Annotated in this window: 20 protein-coding genes; 19 read left to right on the forward strand and 1 reads right to left on the reverse strand. The window is 38.9% G+C overall.

Annotated elements, in window-relative coordinates; translation table 11 throughout:
* The first annotated feature begins 107 nt into the window (after positions 1 to 107).
* Positions 108 to 818, forward strand: coding sequence for a GNAT family N-acetyltransferase (locus ADJ83_RS21645; RefSeq protein ID WP_048719076.1), 711 nt, complete (start codon positions 108 to 110; stop codon positions 816 to 818).
* 319 nt (positions 819 to 1,137) lie between these two features.
* On the opposite strand, the gene ADJ83_RS21650 is transcribed toward ADJ83_RS21645, so the two are convergent.
* Positions 1,138 to 1,458 carry a hypothetical protein gene (locus tag ADJ83_RS21650; protein WP_414630350.1) on the reverse strand — a complete coding sequence of 107 codons (321 nt, stop codon included), beginning with the start codon at positions 1,456 to 1,458 and terminating at the stop codon, positions 1,138 to 1,140.
* Positions 1,459 to 1,779: 321 nt separating this feature from the next.
* Here ADJ83_RS21650 and ADJ83_RS21655 point away from each other — a divergent pair, with 321 nt between their 5' ends.
* The 18 genes from ADJ83_RS21655 to ADJ83_RS21740 form a co-directional block, all read left to right on the forward strand.
* Complete coding sequence (locus ADJ83_RS21655; RefSeq protein WP_031536463.1) at positions 1,780 to 2,025, forward strand: hypothetical protein; 246 nt, start codon at positions 1,780 to 1,782, stop codon at positions 2,023 to 2,025.
* On the forward strand, positions 2,025 to 3,374 hold the full coding sequence (locus ADJ83_RS21660; protein ID WP_031536462.1) for a tripartite tricarboxylate transporter permease: 1,350 nt from the start codon (positions 2,025 to 2,027) through the stop codon (positions 3,372 to 3,374). The genes ADJ83_RS21655 and ADJ83_RS21660 overlap by 1 nt, the downstream gene beginning before the upstream one ends.
* A gap of 64 nt (positions 3,375 to 3,438) precedes the next feature.
* Positions 3,439 to 4,389, forward strand: a complete 951-nt coding sequence (gene mvk, locus ADJ83_RS21665) for a mevalonate kinase (protein ID WP_031536461.1) — start codon at positions 3,439 to 3,441, stop codon at positions 4,387 to 4,389.
* A 24-nt stretch (positions 4,390 to 4,413) separates the two neighbouring features.
* Entirely contained in the window at positions 4,414 to 5,403 is a 990-nt protein-coding gene (gene mvaD, locus ADJ83_RS21670; RefSeq protein ID WP_031536460.1) for a diphosphomevalonate decarboxylase, read from the forward strand.
* Positions 5,404 to 5,418: 15 nt separating this feature from the next.
* Entirely contained in the window at positions 5,419 to 6,495 is a 1,077-nt protein-coding gene (locus ADJ83_RS21675) for a phosphomevalonate kinase (protein WP_031536459.1), read from the forward strand.
* A gap of 16 nt (positions 6,496 to 6,511) precedes the next feature.
* Positions 6,512 to 7,531: a type 2 isopentenyl-diphosphate Delta-isomerase gene (gene fni / locus ADJ83_RS21680; protein WP_031536458.1), complete on the forward strand. Its 1,020-nt coding sequence runs from the start codon at positions 6,512 to 6,514 to the stop codon at positions 7,529 to 7,531.
* Between the two features lie 217 nt (positions 7,532 to 7,748).
* The gene (locus tag ADJ83_RS21685; RefSeq protein WP_031536457.1) at positions 7,749 to 8,714 is read left to right on the forward strand and encodes a tRNA dihydrouridine synthase; all 966 of its coding nucleotides are present in this window, start codon (positions 7,749 to 7,751) and stop codon (positions 8,712 to 8,714) included.
* Positions 8,715 to 9,580: 866 nt separating this feature from the next.
* On the forward strand, positions 9,581 to 11,080 hold the full coding sequence (gene hutH / locus ADJ83_RS21690; protein WP_031536456.1) for a histidine ammonia-lyase: 1,500 nt from the start codon (positions 9,581 to 9,583) through the stop codon (positions 11,078 to 11,080).
* A gap of 83 nt (positions 11,081 to 11,163) precedes the next feature.
* A complete protein-coding gene (locus ADJ83_RS21695; protein WP_031536455.1) occupies positions 11,164 to 12,630 on the forward strand; it encodes a helix-turn-helix domain-containing protein in 1,467 nt (488 codons plus the stop codon).
* Positions 12,631 to 12,942: 312 nt separating this feature from the next.
* On the forward strand, positions 12,943 to 14,622 hold the full coding sequence (hutU, locus tag ADJ83_RS21700) for a urocanate hydratase (RefSeq protein ID WP_031536454.1): 1,680 nt from the start codon (positions 12,943 to 12,945) through the stop codon (positions 14,620 to 14,622).
* 3 nt (positions 14,623 to 14,625) lie between these two features.
* On the forward strand, positions 14,626 to 15,900 hold the full coding sequence (hutI, locus tag ADJ83_RS21705) for an imidazolonepropionase (RefSeq protein ID WP_031536453.1): 1,275 nt from the start codon (positions 14,626 to 14,628) through the stop codon (positions 15,898 to 15,900).
* A gap of 85 nt (positions 15,901 to 15,985) precedes the next feature.
* The gene (locus tag ADJ83_RS21710) at positions 15,986 to 17,320 is read left to right on the forward strand and encodes a YjiH family protein (protein WP_035416227.1); all 1,335 of its coding nucleotides are present in this window, start codon (positions 15,986 to 15,988) and stop codon (positions 17,318 to 17,320) included.
* Positions 17,321 to 17,427: 107 nt separating this feature from the next.
* Positions 17,428 to 18,672: a Zn-dependent hydrolase gene (locus tag ADJ83_RS21715; protein ID WP_031536451.1), complete on the forward strand. Its 1,245-nt coding sequence runs from the start codon at positions 17,428 to 17,430 to the stop codon at positions 18,670 to 18,672.
* A gap of 12 nt (positions 18,673 to 18,684) precedes the next feature.
* The gene (locus tag ADJ83_RS21720) at positions 18,685 to 20,016 is read left to right on the forward strand and encodes an amidohydrolase family protein (protein ID WP_048719078.1); all 1,332 of its coding nucleotides are present in this window, start codon (positions 18,685 to 18,687) and stop codon (positions 20,014 to 20,016) included.
* A gap of 189 nt (positions 20,017 to 20,205) precedes the next feature.
* Positions 20,206 to 20,487: a hypothetical protein gene (locus tag ADJ83_RS21725; protein WP_048719080.1), complete on the forward strand. Its 282-nt coding sequence runs from the start codon at positions 20,206 to 20,208 to the stop codon at positions 20,485 to 20,487.
* 87 nt (positions 20,488 to 20,574) lie between these two features.
* Positions 20,575 to 21,123 carry a hypothetical protein gene (locus ADJ83_RS21730; protein WP_048719082.1) on the forward strand — a complete coding sequence of 183 codons (549 nt, stop codon included), beginning with the start codon at positions 20,575 to 20,577 and terminating at the stop codon, positions 21,121 to 21,123.
* Positions 21,124 to 21,239: 116 nt separating this feature from the next.
* Positions 21,240 to 21,560: a transposase gene (locus ADJ83_RS21735; RefSeq protein WP_016200952.1), complete on the forward strand. Its 321-nt coding sequence runs from the start codon at positions 21,240 to 21,242 to the stop codon at positions 21,558 to 21,560.
* An 8-nt stretch (positions 21,561 to 21,568) separates the two neighbouring features.
* The coding region (locus ADJ83_RS21740) for an IS3 family transposase (protein WP_048717144.1) at positions 21,569 to 22,154 on the forward strand (586 nt) is incomplete at its 3' end.

The raw sequence follows: 22,154 nt of genomic DNA on the forward strand, positions 1-22,154 counted from the left end.
ATAAATTAAAGATTGTTCGTCTTTAAAGATTAGTTATTTAGTTTGGTCCCAGCTTCTTACTTTGCTATAATTATGTCATCAAATATGACATTCGGAGTGTAAAATAAATGAAAAAGAATAGATTCAAGCATGATGATTTTGAATATGATACAAACGATGAATTTTATTTTATAGCTGGTCACACGGATGGTGGTGCAACATTTGGACTTCGTTGGGAAGATATTATCCCAGAAGAATTGAATTTCAGACCAGCTATCAAAAAAGATGCAGAAGAAGTTGTAGAACTAATTCATCTTGCAATTGGAGATATCACTGAGCAGTTAACCGGTCAAACGAAGGTGGAAAATATTCATACGACTCTTGCAAAATTTTTTCGTGAAGAAAACAATCGTCTTAGCTATCAAAATGTGATAGTTGCGGATATTTTTGACGAGATAACTGGAATTATCGTAACTTATTCTGGCACAGATGCTTACCAATTGGACAAGCCTCTACTTGAACGTTTAAGAAGAAAAACAAGGAATCAGAACATTAACTTTGATCAAGAGGCGGATATTGGAGATTTATATATTGATACGATTTCTGTCTCACCAAAGTTTCAGGGCTATGGAATTGGGTCAGAATTGTTGAGGAAGGCTGAAGAATTAGCGTTACAGAAAGGATATGAGCGAATATCCCTCAATGTTGCCAAGGATAATCCCTATGCAAAAAAGTTATACATTCGTATAGGATATCAAGAAGATAAAGAGATACAGATTAATGGTCACACTTATGACTATATGGTGAAGACATTGAAATTTCATGCTAATAGGGATTAATTTATGTTGTTCCATCTAGGGTACATATTGGAGATTTTTTAAAGGAGAGCTTCTTCTGAAATTAGGAATCAATAAAGCAAGTGCGATTGATTAATTCAAGTGGAAGCAATCATTGATGTAGAATGCGATAAGCCAGATAATTTAATATACTAAATAAACTTGTAGAGTCATATTAGAAAAAATTCAATTGTTAGATGGGTAAACGTTTTAATTAACGATAATAGGACAAACGGAATGGTCAAAGGTTTAGAAGATTGTAGAGAAATGATATCTCAACAATTAATGTTTCAGGGGACAAGAAATCTGTCCCCTGATCCCTTTAGTATCCTGGATAATAAGGATTCGAATATGGATAAGGATACGGGGATGGGTAAGGATACGCATACGGGTAAGGAGCAGGTACTGGATAAGGAGTTGGTGTTGCGGCAGCGCCAAGTGCTAATCCTGTAAGAGTACCTAATGCAAATCCTCCTCCTGGATAATGTCCACCTTGATGATGCCAGTTTCCACCATTTCCCCAATTTGGATTTGGATGTCCGCCGCCATGTTGATGCCAATTATTGTGTCCACCATGGCCACCTGATGCATGACCACCACCGCCATGATGTGACCTCATGCCTATTTGATTAAAATTCATCATTTTTTTGTCCCCTTCCTTTAAAATCTTTATATCATATGCCTATATTCTCAAAATGGATATCAAAAATAGGTGACAAAAAATAGGTGACAGGCACTATAAAAAGACAACTGTCTATTTATGGTGCCTGTCACTATTTAAAATAAAAGAAGTGGTTATGCCATACGTAATTTGTGGTATAACAACCATGGAAATATATTTTATTTTTTAGAATTCAATTGAGAATCGTTTTCAGCATATGGGATTTAGTGTATAATCTTCGTGGGGAAGCGGAATCTAACAGTATGCTCATTTATGATCATTAAATACAAGGAGTTTGATTTTATGGATAATAAAAATAGGCAAGAGGCAAACGATAATATTGAGGTCTGGGAGGATCTTGTTCGAATAAAGGATTTGGTTTTGGCAATAGCCATTTGTGCTATAACCACGATGGGTGCCTATTTTATCGCGCCAAACGAAGCACCGAAGCCGTTGTTTTTTGGTCTCGCTGGTGCACTTATTGGGTTTATCATTTGTAGTTTTATCATTAAGCCAAAAAGAAACTTTAAGGGAACAGGAGAAAAATAATGGACATTGTATTAATTATAGAGATGATTGCTGCTGCCGTTTTAGCAGCTGTTTTATATACAATAATCGGCGTTGCACCAGGGACAGATGAAACAGCTGTATTAGCTCCGGTGACGTTAGCAATCGTATTGGCAGGGGTAGAGCCAATTGTGGTCTTAACCTTCTTTATCTCTGCGATTGTGGCTAATAAAGTAACGGATTCGATTCCAGTTGCGCTCGCTGGTATTCCTGGCGGGGTGATGGCAACCCCAATGGTAGAGCATGCACTCGTATTAAAAAAACATGGTATGCCTGATATCAGTATTCGCAAAATGGCATCTGGCTCTGTTATTGGGACGCTCGTTTCGGTTCCTGTAAGCTTACTTATGGCACAAGCCTTAATACCATTTTCTGATGTCATCAAAGAATATGCAAACCCGCTCTTTTTCATTGGTGCCGTTTTACTTGCATTAATGACCAAAAATAAAGTGTTAGCACTTGTATCGATTCTTCCATTTGCTTTACTAATTGAAGGCCTGCGCCATCTCTATTGGGGAATCGGAGTAGTGCCTGAGGGAACGAATGTCTTCATTTCCTTTTTCTTGGGAATTACAATTGGTCCCGTCATTTTGACCATATTTGAACTTTTACATAAAGAAAAGCGAGATAGTATGCCAAGGTTTCCAAAGAAAACGATTGATTTTGCGCAAACAAATCCCATTAAAGGATTTCCTAGTCCTTTTAAAATATTGACAAAGCAGGAAACCGCATCAAGTGTACTTGCCAGTTTTATCGGTTCTATCACCTTCATTATGAGCCCTGTCGGCATGACTATATTTCTTGGAGAACTTTTTTCAAGTAGAGTAAAGGATCCGGTGAAAAAAGCATCTGTTGCGATTGCATCAATGGAGGGGCTGACAAATGCTACGTATATTTCTGGAACCTTGATTCCTTTAATTGCACTCGGTATTCCCTTGTCTCCAATGGCGATTGGTCCAGCTAATGCCCTTTTTAATGCGCCGCCAGTCTTTACAACAGAGCATAACCTGCATCATATCTTATCAAATGCAGACTTTGTCTGGGCGACGCTTACCGGTGCAACGATTGCCCTTGCGATCACTTATTTTGTTACCGTCAAATACGCCCATAAAATTTGTGCCTTTGTGTTTCGGTGGGTTCCCCATGAAGCAATTCTAGGACTATTTTTCGGACTTGTGCTATTATTAGCTTTTATGGACGCTGGTTTTATTAATATTATTGGTGTACTAGTTATCGGGTTATTTGCTGGTATGCTTCACCGTTGGGGCGTGAATTATGGCGTTCAGTTTATGATCCTTTATTCAGCACCATGGATCATTACTTGGTTTTAAAATGTAGACAAAAGAGGTACATCTAGGTAAACATCCAATTTATTCAGTGAAAGTGGGGATATCGATGCTTGAAACTCCACAAAAAGTTGCGGTAGGCCGAGCACATAGTAAATTGATTTTAATTGGGGAGCATTCCGTTGTTTATGGGCAACCGGCAATTGCTTTTCCTTTTAAACAAATAGAAGTAAAAGTAACAGTGAAAACGATTGGGGGAAATACGATCCAAATCGAAAGCCCCTTTTATCAAGGACCAATTGAACAGATTCCTGAAAAGATGGAGGGAATTGGTGATTGTGTCATCCAAACATTGAAGGTTCTTGAAAAACGTTCATCAGGCTTACATATTCGGATTGCCTCCTCGATTCCAATTGGGCGTGGACTAGGTTCAAGTGCAGCGATTGCGATTGCACTTGTTCGCGGTCTTTTTGCTTTCTTCAATCAGAGTCTCAAGGATAGTCAGCTGATGGCATTGGTGGAACGTGCCGAAAAATTTGCTCATGGAACGCCAAGTGGGATCGATATGATGGCAGCATCTAGCGCCAATCCCATTTGGTTTCAAAAACAACAAGAGGTTGAAATGGTGAAAATAGGTGCTCCCTTTCATTTGGTTGTAGCAGATAGTGGCAGGATTGGCGATACGTATTCAGCAGTGAAATCGATTCGAGACAAGTATGAAAGGAAGCCGAAACAAATCGAGGAATCCATTACATTACTTGGCAAATTGACAGAAGATGTACGGTTAGGACTTGCAGTTGGTGATTATCAAAAGGTTGGCGATAAATTAAATCAAGCACATCAACAGCTCTCTTTACTTGGTGTCAGTGATCTAGGATTAGATGGCCTAGTAGAAGCAGCTCGAACTGCTGGAGCAGTAGGAGCGAAATTAACAGGTGGTGGCCGTGGTGGTTGTATTTTGGCACTAGTAGAAAATGAGACTATCGGCAAAAAGGTTGCAGATGCCTTGGTTCAAGCTGGTGCTACTCAAACATGGCAATACACAATAGCTAAATGCTAATTAGATTAATGAGGAGTATGGTTAATGGAAGCGATCGCTCGTGCGCACACGAATATTGCATTAATAAAATATTGGGGGAAACGCGATTCTAAGTTGTTTTTACCAATGAACAGTAGTTTATCGATTACTTTGGATCATTTTTATACGGAAACAAAGGTACAGTTTTCGGATCAGTTTGAAAAGGATTCTCTTGTCTTAGATGGAAACCAAGTCTCGGATCAGGAGATAGGGAAAATAACCACTTTTCTTAATCATGTACGCAATATTGCAGGGACTAAAACCTTTGCAACAGTGACATCGGTGAATCACGTGCCGACAGCTGCCGGTTTTGCTTCTTCTGCTTCCGGATATGCAGCATTAGCAGCAGCTGCAAGTAAAGCATTACAGTTAGATTTATCAGGCACAGAGCTGTCTGCTTTAGCTCGTCAAGGCTCTGGTTCTGCTTCTCGCTCTATTTTTGGCGGATTTGTTGAATGGCAAAAAGGAGAGAAAACGGACGGAACAGATTCGTTTGCGACACAAATCATAGACGAACAAGCGTGGGATGTGACTGTTCTATCTGTGGTAGTGGAAGCTGGGCCGAAGTCTGTTTCGAGCAGAGATGGCATGCAGCGGACTGTAGATACGTCTCCGTTCTATGATGGCTGGTTAGCAACAATAGAAGAGGATTTAAAGGGGATAAAGGAAGCCATTAAAGCGCGCGATTTTACGCAGCTAGGAGAAATCGCAGAAGCGAATGCCCTGAAAATGCACGCTACAATGCTAGGAGCAAAGCCGCCATTTTTATATTGGCAAAGTGCAACGTTTGACGTTATGCAGAAGGTCATGGAATTGCGCCAACAAGGCATAGAAGCTTACTTCACCATTGATGCAGGGCCGAATGTAAAAGTGCTTTGTGAACCGAAGAATGAACAGATAATTAAAGAAAAGTTTGCTGCTTTGCCTTCTGTCCGTGATGTGATTGTATGTCATCCAGGACCTGGGATTGAATATTTATCAGAGTGGAATGGATAAAGGGAGTGAGTCTGGATGCATGAAATCAAAGTTCCAGGGAAACTATTTATTGCCGGAGAATATGCGGTATTAGAACCTGGTTATCCGGCGATTGTTGTAGCAGTTGATAGGTTTATTACAGCACAGATTACAAAGAGTGAACAACAGACTCTTTCTTTGCCGCAGCTGGGTCTTCCTAATGTTGCTTGTCGATTTGAGGGTGGACAAGTCATTTTTGAAGAGGAAGACACAAGATTAGATTTTATAAAAAATACAATCGCTGTGGTGCATCAATATTTACAAGAAAGGTCTATTGAAACCAAGCCTTTTTCCCTGACGATAACGAGTGAATTGGATGATGCCGATTCTGGCCGGAAATATGGACTAGGGTCAAGTGCAGCCGTAGTTGTCGCTGTTGTTTCCTCTATTTTAACATTGTATAGAGATTTCTTGCCTGTTTCGAAAACCCTTATTTTCAAACTAGCTGCAATCGCTCATTATCAGACACAAGGGAGTGGTTCTTGTGCAGATGTGGCAGCATCGACATATGGTGGTTGGCTCCACTATACAGCGTTTAAAGCGAGCTGGTTAAAAGAAAGGCTGAAAGAGAACGGATCTATTACTCCATTGGTAGAAGAAGAGTGGCCACATCTACAGATCGAGCCACTAGAAGCCCCTGAAGAATTAGTACTTGCTGTCGGCTGGACTGGTAGTTCTGCTAAAACAGCTTCTTTAATAAAGAAGATTGAGCCGCTTAAACAGAAAAATTCTACTATTTATGGAGATTTTTTACGTAAAAGCCGTGATGCTGTATCGACAATGGTAGAAGGGTTTAAACAGAGCGATATGGAACTAATGATGGCTAGCTTATCCGCTAATCGATTGGCATTGCTAGAGTTAAGTGAAGAGACTGGTGGCGCAATTGAAACGATTCATTTAGAAAAATTGATTGCCATTGCTAATTGTTATGGCGCCGGAAAATCGTCTGGTGCAGGTGGCGGTGATTGTGGAATTGCTTTTACAAGTACAGACAAGCTTGAACGATTACATAAACAATGGCAGGATGCTGGTATTGTTCCATTAGATATCCTCCCTGCAACCAAATATAATTAGACTGGAGTTTGGAAAAATGACTGATTCAATTGATAAAAGAAAAGCCCAGCACATTGAGTTGGTTTTAAATGAAAAAGTAACAGGTGATAACATATCGACTGGTCTTGAAAAGTATCGTTTTCTACATAACGCCTTGCCGGAAATTGATTTTGATGAGATTACATTAGATACAGCGTTTTTAGCTAAAAAAATGAAGACGCCTTTTTTGGTAAGCTCGATGACCGGTGGAGCAGCAATGGCGGGGACGATAAATCGAAATCTGGCCATTGCTGCAGAGGAAAGAGGTTGGGCATTTGCCTTAGGTTCTACAAGAGCACTGATTGAAAATGAAAAATATCGAGAATCCTTTCAAGTTCGAAAATATGCACCAACCATTCCAATCATCGCTAATTTAGGTGCGGTTCAGTTTAATTATGGCTTTGGAATCGACCAATGTAAACAAATTATCGAGATGACGGAAGCGGATATGCTCGTTCTTCATTTGAATAGTATTCAGGAGATTGTACAACAAGAAGGAGATCGGAATTTTAAAGATTTGTTGGGGAGTATTGAGCAAGTATGTACACAGCTAGATATTCCCGTTGGTGCAAAAGAGGTGGGCTTCGGAATTGATGGCACCATCGCGAAAAAATTGACCGACGTTGGCATCTCATTTATCGACGTCGCTGGTGCAGGCGGTACATCATGGAGCCAAGTGGAAAAACTACGCTCTAAAGAGAAAATCAAGAAAATAGCAGCAGAAGCTTTCAGTAGCTGGGGGATCCCAACTGCCGAATGTATTGTATCTGTTAAAGACGCGATTGATAAACCGATTATCGCAAGCGGTGGAATCAAAAATGGAATGGATGCTGCTAAGGCTATCGCGCTTGGATCAGATATGGTTGGCTTTGCCCGGTCGATTTTAAAAGAGGCTACAGAATCACCAGAGGATTTAATTGAACTTTTTGAGACTCGAGAGCTGGAATTACAGATGACTATGTTTGGAATTGGTGCAGCTACTGTTGGGGAATTGAAGGGAACAGATAGGATTAGGTAAGGAAGCAGGGGAGTTCTTTTGCTTCCTTTTTGGCTGCCATCTATACTATATTAAATAGGCACTTCATACATTTTTAACATAGTATATAATGTTAAAATTTTCTTTAGTTTGATAAAAGTTAGTGAAAAATGGTATAAGTGTAAAAGAATCATGAATTTTGTACTTATTAGGGACAAGGGGTCTGTCCCCTTGTCCCTTTGAAAGGATTTGAATAGATATGAAAGAGAATTTTTGGCGTGACTTGCCACGACCATTTTTTGTGCTTGCACCAATGGAGGATGTGACAGATGTTGTTTTTCGTCATGTGGTGAGTAAAGCAGGGAGACCAGATGTGTTTTTTACTGAGTTCACAAATACGGAGAGCTATTGTCATCCAGAGGGTAAACAAAGTGTACGTGGAAGACTAACTTTTACCGAAGATGAACAGCCAATGGTTGCCCATATTTGGGGGGACAAGCCCGAATATTTTCGCCAAATGAGTATTGGTATGGCGGAGCTTGGATTTAAGGGGATTGACCTTAATATGGGCTGTCCTGTACCAAATGTGGCAGCTAAAGGGAAGGGAAGCGGCCTTATCCTACGTCCAGAAGTCGCTGCAGAAATAATCCAAGCGGCAAAAGCAGGAGGATTACCGGTAAGTGTGAAGACAAGACTTGGTTATACGGAGATAGAAGAGTGGCACGATTGGTTAGCACATATACTGGAACAAGATATCGCTAATCTCTCCATTCATCTGCGTACAAGAAAAGAAATGAGCCAAGTAGATGCCCATTGGGAGCTTATCCCAGAAATCAAAAAGCTCCGTGATCGCATTGCGCCAGATACCCTTTTGACAATCAATGGGGATATTCCTGACCGTCAAAAGGGCTTGAAGCTAGCCGAGCAATATGGTGTGGATGGAATTATGATAGGGCGTGGTATTTTCAAAAATCCATTTGCCTTTGAAAAAGAACCGAAAGAGCATAGCAGCAAGGAATATTTGGATCTCCTAAGATTGCAGCTTGATCTTCATGATAAATATTCAAGTGAATTAGAGCCACGTCCATTCCAAGCTCTTCATCGCTTTTTTAAGATATATGTAAAAGGATTTAGAGGAGCGAGCGAATTGAGAAATCAATTGATGAGCACAAAGTCGACGGATGAAGTGCGTGCGATGCTTGATGGGTTTGAGGTTGGTGAGTGAGATTAGTGGATAGTAGACTAAAGCGATCCTCCAAATATATAGGCTAATATTAAATGGGTATGTGTGTTTTGTATAAAACTCACACACCCATTTTTTGCATTGGCTGAAACTTGTAAGTCAGCGTTTCTAAAAACATTAATAGTCCATATTACATAAATTTTGGGGGGGAATCATTAAATTAAGCCTCCGGAACATTTGGTGAGTGGCTTTGCAAGTCCAAAGTCTAAGAAACAATTTGTACTTACAGATGAAATTTATGAATTTATTTGTAATGCATGGATTATTAGAGAATATCGAGGGTTCGAGAAGGTCCGCACTACTCGATTCAGGACAAAACATCTTATTTAAAAGGGAGTGAGTTCAAGAGATTCTCATTTTAACTGCATTAGGGTTAATCGTACCAAAAGTAAGTAGTGAGTTCTTATATAAATAAGGATTTTGCCTTTCAAATAAAGAAACTCGCCAATTCCAATGGAAAGATTCCCATTTTATATACCAATGCCACTATCAAATCGGCACATATTTAAAGAAAAGCACCTCAAAACGGAGCCCTTTACTCTAACAGTAGAGGTTTTTTTACGTTATTTTAAAAGTAATGAACATATATTTAAAGTGAAAGTAAAATTACTCTGTAAAAAGAAAAGCGATTAATTTTTAATAAGGAAGTCATAAACTATTTTACTAAGTATTACTGGGTAAAGGTATTTAAATCCCTTCCCCACTATATATTATCTTAATGGATATAATTTAAGGATGATAGAAATCCATATACTTAATTTTTAATAATCAAATACTTATGTTTTTCTTGAAAATAGAAATTAGGTTTTTTGTATTATACCCGATTAAACCTAAAGGAGGAACCCACCATGCTAACCCTAACCGGCAACAACCTAACCTTACCCACCCTAAAAAAAATCCTCTACACCAACGAAACCGTCCAACCATCAAAAGAAAGCCTAACAAAAGTAAAAAACAGTCGAAAAGCCGTCGAAGAAATCGTAAACCAAGGAAAAACGGTTTATGGCATTAATACGGGCTTCGGCAAATTAAGCGACGTCCGTATTGATAAGGAAGATGTAGAAACACTACAGCTCAATTTAATCCATTCCCATGCTTGTGGAGTAGGTGAACCTTTTGCTGAAGTGGTTTCAAGAGCTATTCTTCTTCTAAGGGCGAATGCCTTACTAAAAGGATATTCAGGAGTTCGACCGCTCATTATTGATAGATTACTAGCACTTCTCAATAAAGCCATTCATCCCGTCATACCACAGCAAGGATCCCTTGGAGCAAGCGGCGATCTTGCGCCCTTATCTCATCTTGCCTTAGCACTTCTCGGAGAAGGAGAAGTATTTTATAAAGGAAAAAGAAGACCTTCATTGGAAGCTTTACAAGCTGAAGGCATAGAACCAATCAGGCTTTCCGCAAAGGAAGGGCTAGCACTGATAAATGGAACACAAGCAATGACTGCTATGGGTGCTGTTGCTTACTTAGAAGCGGAGAAGCTAGCCTATCAATCGGAACAAATTGCCGCAGTTACGATGGAAGGATTAAGGGGAATTATTGATGCATTCGATGATGACGTGCACCAAGCAAGAGGATATCAAGAACAAATTGATGTCGCTCAGCGAATGCGCGCATATCTTGCTGGTAGTAAGCTAATAACGGTACAAGGGGAACTACGTATTCAGGATGCTTATTCGCTTCGTTGTATTCCCCAAGTGCATGGTGCTACTTGGCAGACGTTGCAGTATGTGAAACATAAACTAGAAATAGAGATGAATGCAGCGACAGATAATCCTTTAATTTTTAACGATGGGGAAAAGGTTATTTCTGGCGGGAATTTTCATGGTCAGCCGATTGCACTTGCGATGGACTTTATGGGGATTGCGATGGCAGAATTGGCGAATATTTCGGAGCGGCGGATTGAACGATTAGTTAATCCTCAATTAAATGATTTGCCAGCATTCTTAAGCTCGAAGCCTGGATTGCAATCTGGGGCGATGATTATGCAGTATGTCGCAGCTTCATTGGTGTCGGAAAATAAAATTCTTGCCCATCCAGCTAGTGTGGATTCGATTCCGTCTTCTGCAAATCAGGAGGACCATGTTAGTATGGGGACCATTGGTGCGAGGCATGCCTATCAAATTATTGAACATACACGAAAAGTGTTAGCGATTGAATTAATTTGTGCGACTCAAGCTGCGGAAATTCGCGGAAAAGATAGAATGGGAGCTTTTACGAAAAAGGTAGTGGAGCAAGTAAGAAACTATGTTGCTCCAATTGAGGAGGATCGGATTTTCGCGGATGATATCGAAAAGTTAAGTAAAGCATTGAAGGAATCATTTGAAATCGATTCAGAGATTTAAGAATGAAAATTATAGCATTATTCTAATGCCTGTCTACTGTTATAATAGTGTCAAAGTCATTATGAATAAGGGAGCAGGTTTTTATGTTTAAAATCTTGATTGCAGATCGTGACAGGCAAGAAGTGAATGGAATAGAATGGCTTGTTTCAAAATATTCATCCCCAGATTTTATCATGGAAAAAAGAAATGAACTGGCAGAAGTATTAGCAGTGCTTGAAACAGATTTACCGGATATTTTGTTTATTGAATTAGATATGATTCCAGACACCCATTGGAAGATGGTTCAATCCTATATTAATAGATATGCAAAGAAGGTCGTTACTCTTACAGCTGAAACTACATTTGAGCGTGCAATGCAGGCGATGTCCGTCAAAGCAGTTGATTTACTGGTAAAACCATTAACGCCGAATCTCGTCAAGAAAGCCTTTCAAGAATTAATGCGCATGCAATTACCCCTTTTGAACGATGAAAAAAATACCTCGAGAACAGCATATGACTCGAAATATGAAGCACTGTTTATTGATGATATGATTCCGTATGAATATCCAGTATTTCTCATAGAAAGTGAATGGAATGATGCATTGGATGAAATAAGAGTATTTAGTAATGAATTTGATTTTTATTACAAGCCTGTTATTTTTTCAACGAGTGATCATCTTGTCCTTGCCTTTCAACATGAACTGCAGGATGAAATCAATGAAGCAAAGCGTTTCTTAAGAGAATGGGAAATCGAGCATGATGCGCCTCTTGCAATTGCGATTAGTCATCGCGACCAGCATTCTCTCTACCAGACATATAATCACTTAAGAAAAGCAATTAACGTAACGTTTTATACAGGATACCGCCAAGTAATTCTCGCCAATGATTTTCACGATTGGGTCGAAAGAGATCCTTTTTTAACGATGGAACAGCAACGGGATTGGGTCCATATGCTTGATGAAAAGGAAATTAGTGAAATTAAGGCATGGATGTACGGAGAATTTTTCAGTATGAAAAGTCCTTATCCTTCTCCTAGTATGCTTCGAACAAGGTTAACGAGTATTCTTGCACAGGTTCGTCGCTTTATGATTAAAAGCGGACTGCAAGATAGCAGCAGTGAGAATTATTATAAGGATGTTTTTAATAAAATCTTAAATTATAGTGTTCTTTATCGAATTGTCCAGGAAATAATTTTGTTTATTGATTACTTATTTGATATCCAAAATCAACGAGTAGAAAAACCGAAGCTGGACATCATGGAAGCAGCGATTACTTATATGGAAAAAAATTATTATCGTTCTGATTTATCGTTAGTCGAAGTAGCAAATCATATCGGTCGTAGTCCATCCTATTTCAGCTATTTATTAACAAACAAAAACAATAGAAGCTTTCGAGAAATCCTGACAAATATCCGTATTCAAAAGGCAAAGGACATCTTAAGCACCTCCGATACACCAATCCAAAACACAGCAAAATTAGTCGGCTTTAATAACCCAAATTACTTCAGCCGCATCTTTAGAAAACAAACAGGACTATCCCCAAGAGAATTTATCAGGCAGCAAACACTTTAATATTCGAAGGATTCTCCTTTTGAGAAATCGATTGCTAGAGAATCCTTGGATTTTTTGTGTTTTTATCATCATTTAAAATCGAGATTGCAATGGAGAGAAATGAAACGAACTATATCTCCTAAAAAAGTTAGATATGTTCTATATCTAATACTTTTATCGAATCCAAAATAATTATCATAAATTTAACCGTTTTCATCATGCTTGTCAGATATAACCCGTAAATAACTATCCTTTTTCATAAGTTAATTACCTATTATAATTTATTAATTTTGATAAAGTTTAAATTATAAGAAAATTTAATCATTTAGGGGGATGGTACATGTGACACAAATAAAAAGACAAGTCGAACAATATACAGGTACTACATTACACGCGAAAAATTGGATCTCAGAAGCAGCATTACGGATGTTAAATAATAACCTCAATCCAGAAGTAGCAGAAAATCCCGATCAATTAGTTGTTTATGGAGGTATAGGGAAAGCCGCTCGTAACTGGGAATGCTATGAAGCGATTGTAAAGGAATTAAAGCAATTGGAGGAGGACGAAACATTACTTGTTCAGTCAGGAAAGCCAGTTGCAGTGTTTAGAACACATAAAGACGCGCCAAAAGTGTTAATTGCCAATTCCAATCTTGTTCCTGCATGGGCCAATTGGGACCACTTCAATGAATTAGATAGAAAAGGATTAATGATGTACGGGCAAATGACTGCAGGAAGCTGGATTTACATCGGCAGCCAGGGGATTGTTCAAGGTACTTATGAAACTTTTGCAGAATGTGCCCGTCAGCATTTTGGATCCAGCCTGAAAGGAACAATCACACTAACTGCTGGTCTTGGCGGAATGGGTGGAGCTCAACCGTTAGCAGTAACCTTAAATGAAGGCGTGTGTGTTGCGATAGAGGTGGACCAACATCGTATTGATCGCAGACTAGAAACGAAATATTTGGATATCTCCACAGATAGCTTGGAAGAGGCAATCCGTTTGGCAAAAGAGGCAAAGCAAAAAGGTCGTGCTCTTTCGATTGGCTTACTCGGAAATGCTGCTGAAATTTTACCTCAAATGTTGGAGAGAGGATTTATTCCAGAGGTACTAACAGATCAAACCTCTTCCCATGATCCGTTGAACGGCTATGTACCTGCACAAATGTCGCTTGAAGAAGCAGCAGAATTAAGAAATACCAATCCAGAAACGTACACCATATTAGCGAAAAAAAGTATTGCAACACATGTGCAGGCAATGTTAGATATGCAAGCTAAAGGGGTAGTAACATTCGACTATGGAAACAATATTCGCCAGGTTGCAAAAGATGAAGGGGTTGAGAATGCCTTTGATTTTCCTGGCTTTGTCCCAGCGTATATTCGTCCTCAATTCTGTGAAGGAAAAGGGCCGTTTCGTTGGGTAGCATTATCAGGTGATCCGGAAGATATTTACAAAACAGATGAGGTTATTTTAAGGGAATTTAGCGACAATGAATCTTTATGTAAGTGGATCAAAATGGCACAGGACAAAATCAGTTTCCAAGGCTTACCATCCCGCATTTGCTGGCTTGGCTATGGGGAACGGGCAAGGTTTGGAAAAATCATTAATGATATGGTGGCAAGTGGAGAATTGAAAGCACCAATCGTTATCGGACGTGACCATTTAGACTCTGGCTCTGTTGCATCACCAAACCGTGAAACAGAAGGAATGAAGGATGGTAGTGATGCGGTAGCAGATTGGCCGATTTTAAATGCATTAATCAATAGTGTCGGTGGCGCTAGCTGGGTGAGTGTTCATCATGGTGGCGGTGTTGGGATGGGTTACTCACTTCATGCAGGCATGGTCATTGTTGCAGATGGGACAAAAGCTGCGGAAAAGCGAATCGAACGAGTATTGACGACAGACCCAGGTATGGGAGTAGTTAGACATGTCGATGCAGGCTATGAATCTGCTGTGAAAACTGCGAAAGAAAAAGGAATCCATATTCCGATGCTAAAAAATGCGGAGGTGTGATGCTTGACGGATCTATTGTTTATTAAACATGCAGCACAACTAATTACGGTGGAAGGTCATTCTGAAAAGCCAGCTAAAAAACAAGCAATGAGCGAGATTACAGTGATAGAAAATGGAGCAGTACTCGTTCAGGATGGCAAGGTTCTTGATGTTGGAGAAACAAGTGCAATCGAAGCAAAATATTCAGAATTGATTGCGACTGCAAATCATATAGATGCGACGAATAAGACGGTAACCCCTGGTTTAATTGATCCCCATACACATTTAGTCCATGCAGGAACAAGAGAGAATGAATATGCGAAGCGTCTACAAGGAAAAACCTATATGGATATTATGAACGCAGGGGGAGGGATTCATGCCACCACTCGGGCGACACAGGAAGCATCATTTGAGCAATTATATGCGGAGTCAAAAGCTAGATTAGATAAATTTTTAACCCATGGTGTGACAACAGTAGAGGCTAAAAGTGGCTATGGCTTGTCCCTAGAGCATGAAATAAAACAACTCGAGGTTGCAAAAAAACTACAGCAGAATCATCACATGGATATCGTTTCTACTTTTATGGGAGCACATGCTATCCCGCTGGCAGATAAAGACCATCCAGAACGATTTGTTGATCAAGTCATTGACGAGATGATTCCAGAAGTGGCACGTAGAGGCTTAGCAACTTTTAATGACGTCTTTTGTGAGCGTGGTGTGTTTACGCCAGAACAATCACGCCGCATTTTAGAAGCTGGGAAGGAACATGGATTAATTCCGAAAATTCATGCCGATGAAATTGAACCATACGGAGGGGCAGAACTAGCAGCTGAAGTAGGTGCGATATCTGCAGATCACTTATTAAGAGCTTCTAGTCAAGGGATTGAACAGATGGCAGAGCGTGATGTCATAGCTGTTTTATTACCAGGTACCGCATTTTTCCTAATGGCAGAATTTGCAGAGGCAAGAAAAATGATAGATAGAGGAGTTGCTGTAGCCCTATCAACAGATGCCAATCCAGGTTCCTCGCCAACCCTATCACTCCCATTCATTATGAATTTAGGATGCTTGAAAATGGGCATGACACCAGAAGAAGTTATAACCGCAACAACTATCAATGCAGCACATGCCATTGGCCGTGCTGACACAATAGGGAGCTTGGAAAAAGGAAAGCAAGCAGACATAACCATTTTCGATGTACCCAATTACCTAACCCTATCCTATCAGTATGGAATGAACCATGTGGATACTGTGATAAAAAAAGGAATACCAGTCGTTATACAAAAACAGCTTCAATGAAGGTGGTAATGATTTGGTGGAGATTACTAGCCTTTTCTCCACCAAAAGCAATATGTATAAAAAATCATAAAATGGAGGAACTTACATGGAAAATACGGAAAAACAAATCCCTTTTGCAGAAGAAAAAAGCCCAAATAATAGTCTAAAAGTTTTTAAGTTTATTGTTTATAGCTTAATCGGTATTTTTACATTTTTTATTCCTATTACCATCAATGACAGCTCCACAATTCCACTCGATCATCTAGTCACCTATGTTCAACAATCCGTTCCAGCGGCCTTACCATATTATGCATTACTCATTATCTTATTTGGCGCTATTTATCCATTTGTTAATAAATCATGGAAAAAAAATGCGGTCAATATCGTCTTATCCTTTTTCAAAATCATCGGTCTTGTTTTTGCGATATTTTATGTTTTTAAAGTTGGACCTGCATGGTTTTTTGAACCAGGAATGGGACCATTCCTATTTGATAAGCTAGTGATTCCTGTTGGGGTGCTTGTACCAATTGGCGCTGTGTTTTTAGCATTATTAGCTGGGTATGGATTATTAGAATTTATTGGAGTCCTTTTGCAGCCAGTTATGCGCCCTATTTGGAAAACTCCAGGTCGTTCTGCGATTGATGCTGTTGCATCCTTTGTAGGAAGCTATTCGATTGGTCTGTTGATTACAAACAAAGTGTATAAAGAAGGAAAATACAATATCAAAGAAGCAACAATTATTGCAACAGGGTTTTCTACTGTTTCTACCACCTTTATGATCGTTGTGGCGAAAACACTAGGTTTAATGGACATTTGGAATATTTATTTCTGGGTTACGTTAGTTGTAACATTTGCCGTAACAGCTATCACGGTGCGCATATGGCCACTTAACAGAATGAGTGAGGAGTATTATCAAGGAAATGCGAATCCAGAAGAGGTCATTAAAGAGAAGCGATTTCAACATGCATGGAAACAAGCGATGGAGGCTGTTGATCATTCATTACCAATCTATAAAAATATCGTTAGTAATTTAAAAGATGGATTTATTATGACAATGGCTATTTTGCCATCGATATTATCTGTTGGGTTACTCGGCTTAGTGTTAGCGGAATATACACCGGTTTTTGATATTATCGGAATGATTTTCTATCCATTTACATGGATCCTGCAAATTCCAGATCCGATGCTAGCTGCAAAAGCATCAGCCGTTGAGATTGCAGAAATGTTCTTGCCAGCAGGGCTTGTAGCAGAGGCGGAATTAATTACTAGATTCGTCATTGGTACGTTATCCGTTTCAGCCGTTATCTTTTTCTCTTCTCTCGTTCCTTGTATTCTATCAACAGATATTCCGATAAGTATTCCTAAATTACTTGTCATCTGGATTGAGCGAACAATCCTGACGCTGATTATTGTAACGCCACTGGCATTTTTGCTTTTATAGTTTGTTTTTTTAAGAAATGACAATCTAAAACTCTCCTGACTTTTGGTTAGGGGAGTTTGGTTGTTAATCATAGATTGAAAGAATTACGAGAGGGAGCGAGGGGGAAAATGCTTAATGTAAATAAACAAAGAATAGAACAGAAGCTGTTTGCTTTAGGGGAGATTGGTCGTAATGCAAATGGAGGGATGGATCGGACGACATTTACTCCCGCTGAAATGGAAGCGAGAAATTGGTTAAAGCAGGAGCTTCATTCCTTGAATCTAGCTGTCCATGTAGATGAAGCAGCAAATATTTGGGGGAGAAAAGAAGGGACTAATCCAGAATTACCTGTTCTTACATTTGGTTCTCATATTGATTCAGTTCCAAATGGCGGCATCTATGATGGAGCGCTTGGAGTGATTCTCGCATTGGAAGTGATGCGTGTGTTAGAAGAAAATAACGTAAAAACAATGCATCCATTAGAGCTAGTTTCATTCAGCGCAGAGGAGCCTAACCCATTTGGTTTCTCCACTTTTGGCAGTAGAGCGATAACTGGAAAATTAACAGCTGAAGATATTATAGGTGTAGCAGATACAGACGGAAGATTATTAACAGAGGCTTTACAAGATGCAGGGGGAAATCCAAATAATTTTGCAAATGCAGTAAGAAGCCCTCGTGAATTTGCCGCTTATTTGGAGGTTCATATTGAACAAGGGAAAAGGTTGCTGCAACGTGATATCCCAGTTGGAATTGTAACGGGTATTACTGGGATTTACCGTGAAGAAGTAACGGTTAGAGGGGATGCGAATCATGCAGGGACAACACTAATGAAGGATAGAGTGGATGCATTTTTAGCAGCAGCAAGCATGGCGCTTGCCCTAGAAGATATTTTACGAAACTACCCTGATGAAGAGGTTGTTGGGACAATTGGCCAGGTTTTCGTACAGCCAAATGCAACGAATATTATACCAGGCGAAGTAACCTTCTCTTTAGAAATTAGAGGGCAAACGAGGGAGAAAATTCAGGATGTATTAGGAAAATGGGAAGAGAAGGTGCAAATTATTCATAGACATAGAAAGGTGGAGATAAAGCGTTTAGTAAAGCTTGATCAATCGCCTGTACCGATGGGTGAAAAGTTAATGGCATGCTGTGAGGAGCAGGCGGTTAATCTTGGCTTTCCGTCTTACCGATTAGGGAGCATGGCAGGCCATGATGCTGCCCATATGGCATCAATCACCGAAGCTTGTATGTTATTTGTTCCGAGTTTAGCTGGGAAAAGTCATTGTCCTGAAGAGGAGAGCAGGATGGAGGACATAGAAAAAGTCGGCAATGTTTTACTGCATTCTATTTTGGCATTGGATAATAGTCTTTAAGGAGGTAAATCGGTGGGGAATTTATTTATAGGGGATAGTGTTTATACGAACGGAACATTTAAAGAACAATATAGCTTATATGTGGAAGATGGAGTGATTAAGGAAATAGGTCCGACTGGGCAGTTAAAGGGAAAGTATAAAGGGGCTATGGTTCATTCATTAGAAGGAAAAACGATTATTCCAGGCACTGTTAATTCGCATAATCATTCGTTTCAAAGTTTACTGAGAGGGATTGCGGTCGATCGACCATTTTTGGAATGGCGAGATGAGGCATTATATAAATATACGCCTTACTTAGATGAAGAGGCGATTTACACTGGTGCTTTGTTTGCTTTTGGAGAAATGCTCCGCTATGGGGTAACAACGGTCAGTGACTTTTTCTATGTGCATAACAATGGGATAGCCTATGATGAAGCAGTTATCCAGGCTGCGAAGGATGTTGGGATCAGACTTGTGTTAGCACGAACAATGTATGATTGGGACGGTGCTCCAAAAGCGTATATCGAGACAATTGATGATGCTGTTTCCAGAACCTATGCGCTTGCGAAGAAATATCAAGGCAATTCGATGATCCATATCCAACCAGCGCCGCATAGTCCACATGCCGCATCTCCGGAAATGATTAAAGCCGGGCATCGTCTTGCTTGTGAGATTGACACACCGTTCCATATTCATGTAGCAGAAGAACCCTTTGAGGTGGAAGAGACGCTAGCGAAATATGGGCTTAGACCAGTCCATTACTTAGATTCATTAGGAGTAGTGGATGAGCGAATGATCGCGATTCATTTGGTTTGGCTAGAACAAGCTGAAATAGACCTCCTTGGTTCTAGAAACACCTCTCTTGCTTATTGTCCATCTAGCAATATGTTTCTAGCTGATGGAATTACAAAGATTCCTGATTTGGTGAAGGCAGGTGTGAACATTACATTGGGATCAGATGGTGCATGTAGCAATAATCGCATTTCTGTTTTTGAGGAAATGAGAATGTGCTCGATTTTGCAAAAGGTTGATAGATTGGATGGAACGATTGTAAATGCCCAGCAAGTATTTGATATGGGCACAAAAAATGCTGGAGAAATCCTGCGTTTACCAATCGGAAAATTAGAACAGGGAATGCAAGCTGATTTTGTGGCGATTGATACGAATGATTTGTCATTATTACCAAAAACTAATTTAATTGCAAATATTGTCTATTCGATGCAGCCAAATGCTATCAAGGATGTGTATGTGAAAGGGAAGCAGATTGTCGGTGATGGTAAGCTTTTGACCATTTCAGAGGAGGCTATTGGGAAGCGGGTGAATACTTTTTTTGAAAAGACTAAGGAAAAAATGAGTAGAGGTTAAACGGAAAAGTATAAGCGTATGTTGGGCAGGGGATACCTTGTCCTTTTTCTATTATGAGCAAATCAGAGCTTGCTTCAACAATTTCTAATAATGATAATGGTATAATATGACTAGGTTAATTTATCCATCCATCTGAATTTGCGGAAAATACATCGATGGTGATTAATATTAACAGAAAGGGTGGTCAATATGCTAGCAAAAATCAAAAAGGTAAAATTTAATACAGAAGGAAAAAATCCAGTATATAAGGTTATTCTAGAATGCCCAAAAGGAAAGGAACTCTATATTCATTTCGATTATACATATGCAACAAATACATTTTGGCCAATAGAAGTGAGCTATGATGGTCAACATAAAGGTGCAAAACTAGCATGGTATACAAGGGATGTAGAGCATATGACAGTAGAATCATTCTTAAAGATTATTGCCGAGAAGATCAATAAGAAATACGAATATTGTTTTGGAGATTAAAAGTATTGATTTTCTATAGATATCTTCCACATGCGGCGTAGAAAATTTTTGTATCGTTTAGAATAAAAGAGTATTACGGGGGTATCTATGAATATAGGGGAAGAAATCGTTGCGTCATATTTGGAATACATAAAAGATTGTGATTTTGTTCAAAAAAATCTTTATACAAAAGATGTTCAAGGTGAAATTGATGTGGTAGGCATTAATTTAAAAATAAATGAAGCGTATATTTGTGAATCCACAACCCATTTAACTACAGGGTTACTATATGTAGGAAGAGATTATAAGAATAATAATATACAGAAATTATTTGATAAATTTAGTAAAGACATAGATTATGCCGAAAAGTATCTTCCAAACTATCAAAAACATTATATGTTATGGTCACCAATTGTTAAAGATAATAAAACAACACGGGACAATAGTCAAATATATCAACTAAGTATTGTAAAAGGTATGATTTATGATAAGTACGGGATAAATCTTGAACTTATTATAAATGAAACATACCAAGATTGTTTAAAAGAATTGCGGGAATATGCAAAAAAAGAAACAAAAGCATTGCAATCACCAATATTGAGATACATGCAGATAGAGGAATATTTAAGTAAACATATTATGAATCTAAAAAAGTAAGAAATGAGATAAGGACATAGATCTGGACTAACCTAAAATAGTGAGACAATATAAAACACCTCCAAAATGGCAATACTTGAGATAAGTATTGTGACATTATTCGGAGGTGTTTTTGCGTGGGCAAAAAAACTGTATATACAAAAGAGATTAAATGGGCGGTAGTAAGAGATAAGCTTGAAGGAAAATTAACAACACGGGAAATTATGAACAAATACAAAATCAAAAATAAAACTCAAATTGAAACTTGGATGAGATGGTACAAAAATGGAGAAATGTATCGGTTTGATCAGCCAATTGGTAAACAATATACATTTGGGCATGGGCCCGATTCTTTAAGTAAGGACGAGCGAATAAGTAATCAACTAACTCACCTAAAAATGGAGAATGAAATTCTAAAAAAGTATATGGCGATGAGAAAGGAGTCGATAAAGGGCTAGTAGTACAATTGGTTGAACAATTTCGTGAAAAATATACCGTTACTTCCATTTTAAAAGTTTTAGGGATTCCACGTGCTAGCTATTATCGTTGGACTAAAGGGTTTGGTGAATATCGGAATGAACATGAAGAGTTAATTATTGAAATCTGTAAGGCTACTAAATATAGAAATGGTCATAGGAAAATTAGAGCTATTCTAAAGCGAGAACATCATATTCATCTTAATAGGAACACAGTTCAAAACATTATGCAGAAGCATCATTTGCAGTGTAAGGTGAAACCAAAACGCAAGTGGAAATCGCAGGGAGAAAGTGAAGTCATTGTACCTAATATTCTTAATCGTGATTTTAGTGCAAGTAAACCAAATGAGAAGTGGGTAACGGACATTACGTATATCCAGTATGGCAGCGAAACATTATATCTGTCTACGATTATGGATTTGTATAATAATGAAATCGTAGCTTATAAGATTTATAATCATCAACAAACGACATTAGTAATTGATACACTGCAGGATGCTTTGGATAAACGCAATCAGCCAGAAGGAGTTATTATACACTCCGATCAGGGGAGTGTGTATACATCGTATACTTTTC

It is taken from the genome of Bacillus sp. 522_BSPC (assembly GCF_001076885.1).
Taxonomy (GTDB): Bacteria; Bacillota; Bacilli; order Bacillales; family Cytobacillaceae; genus Niallia; species Niallia hominis.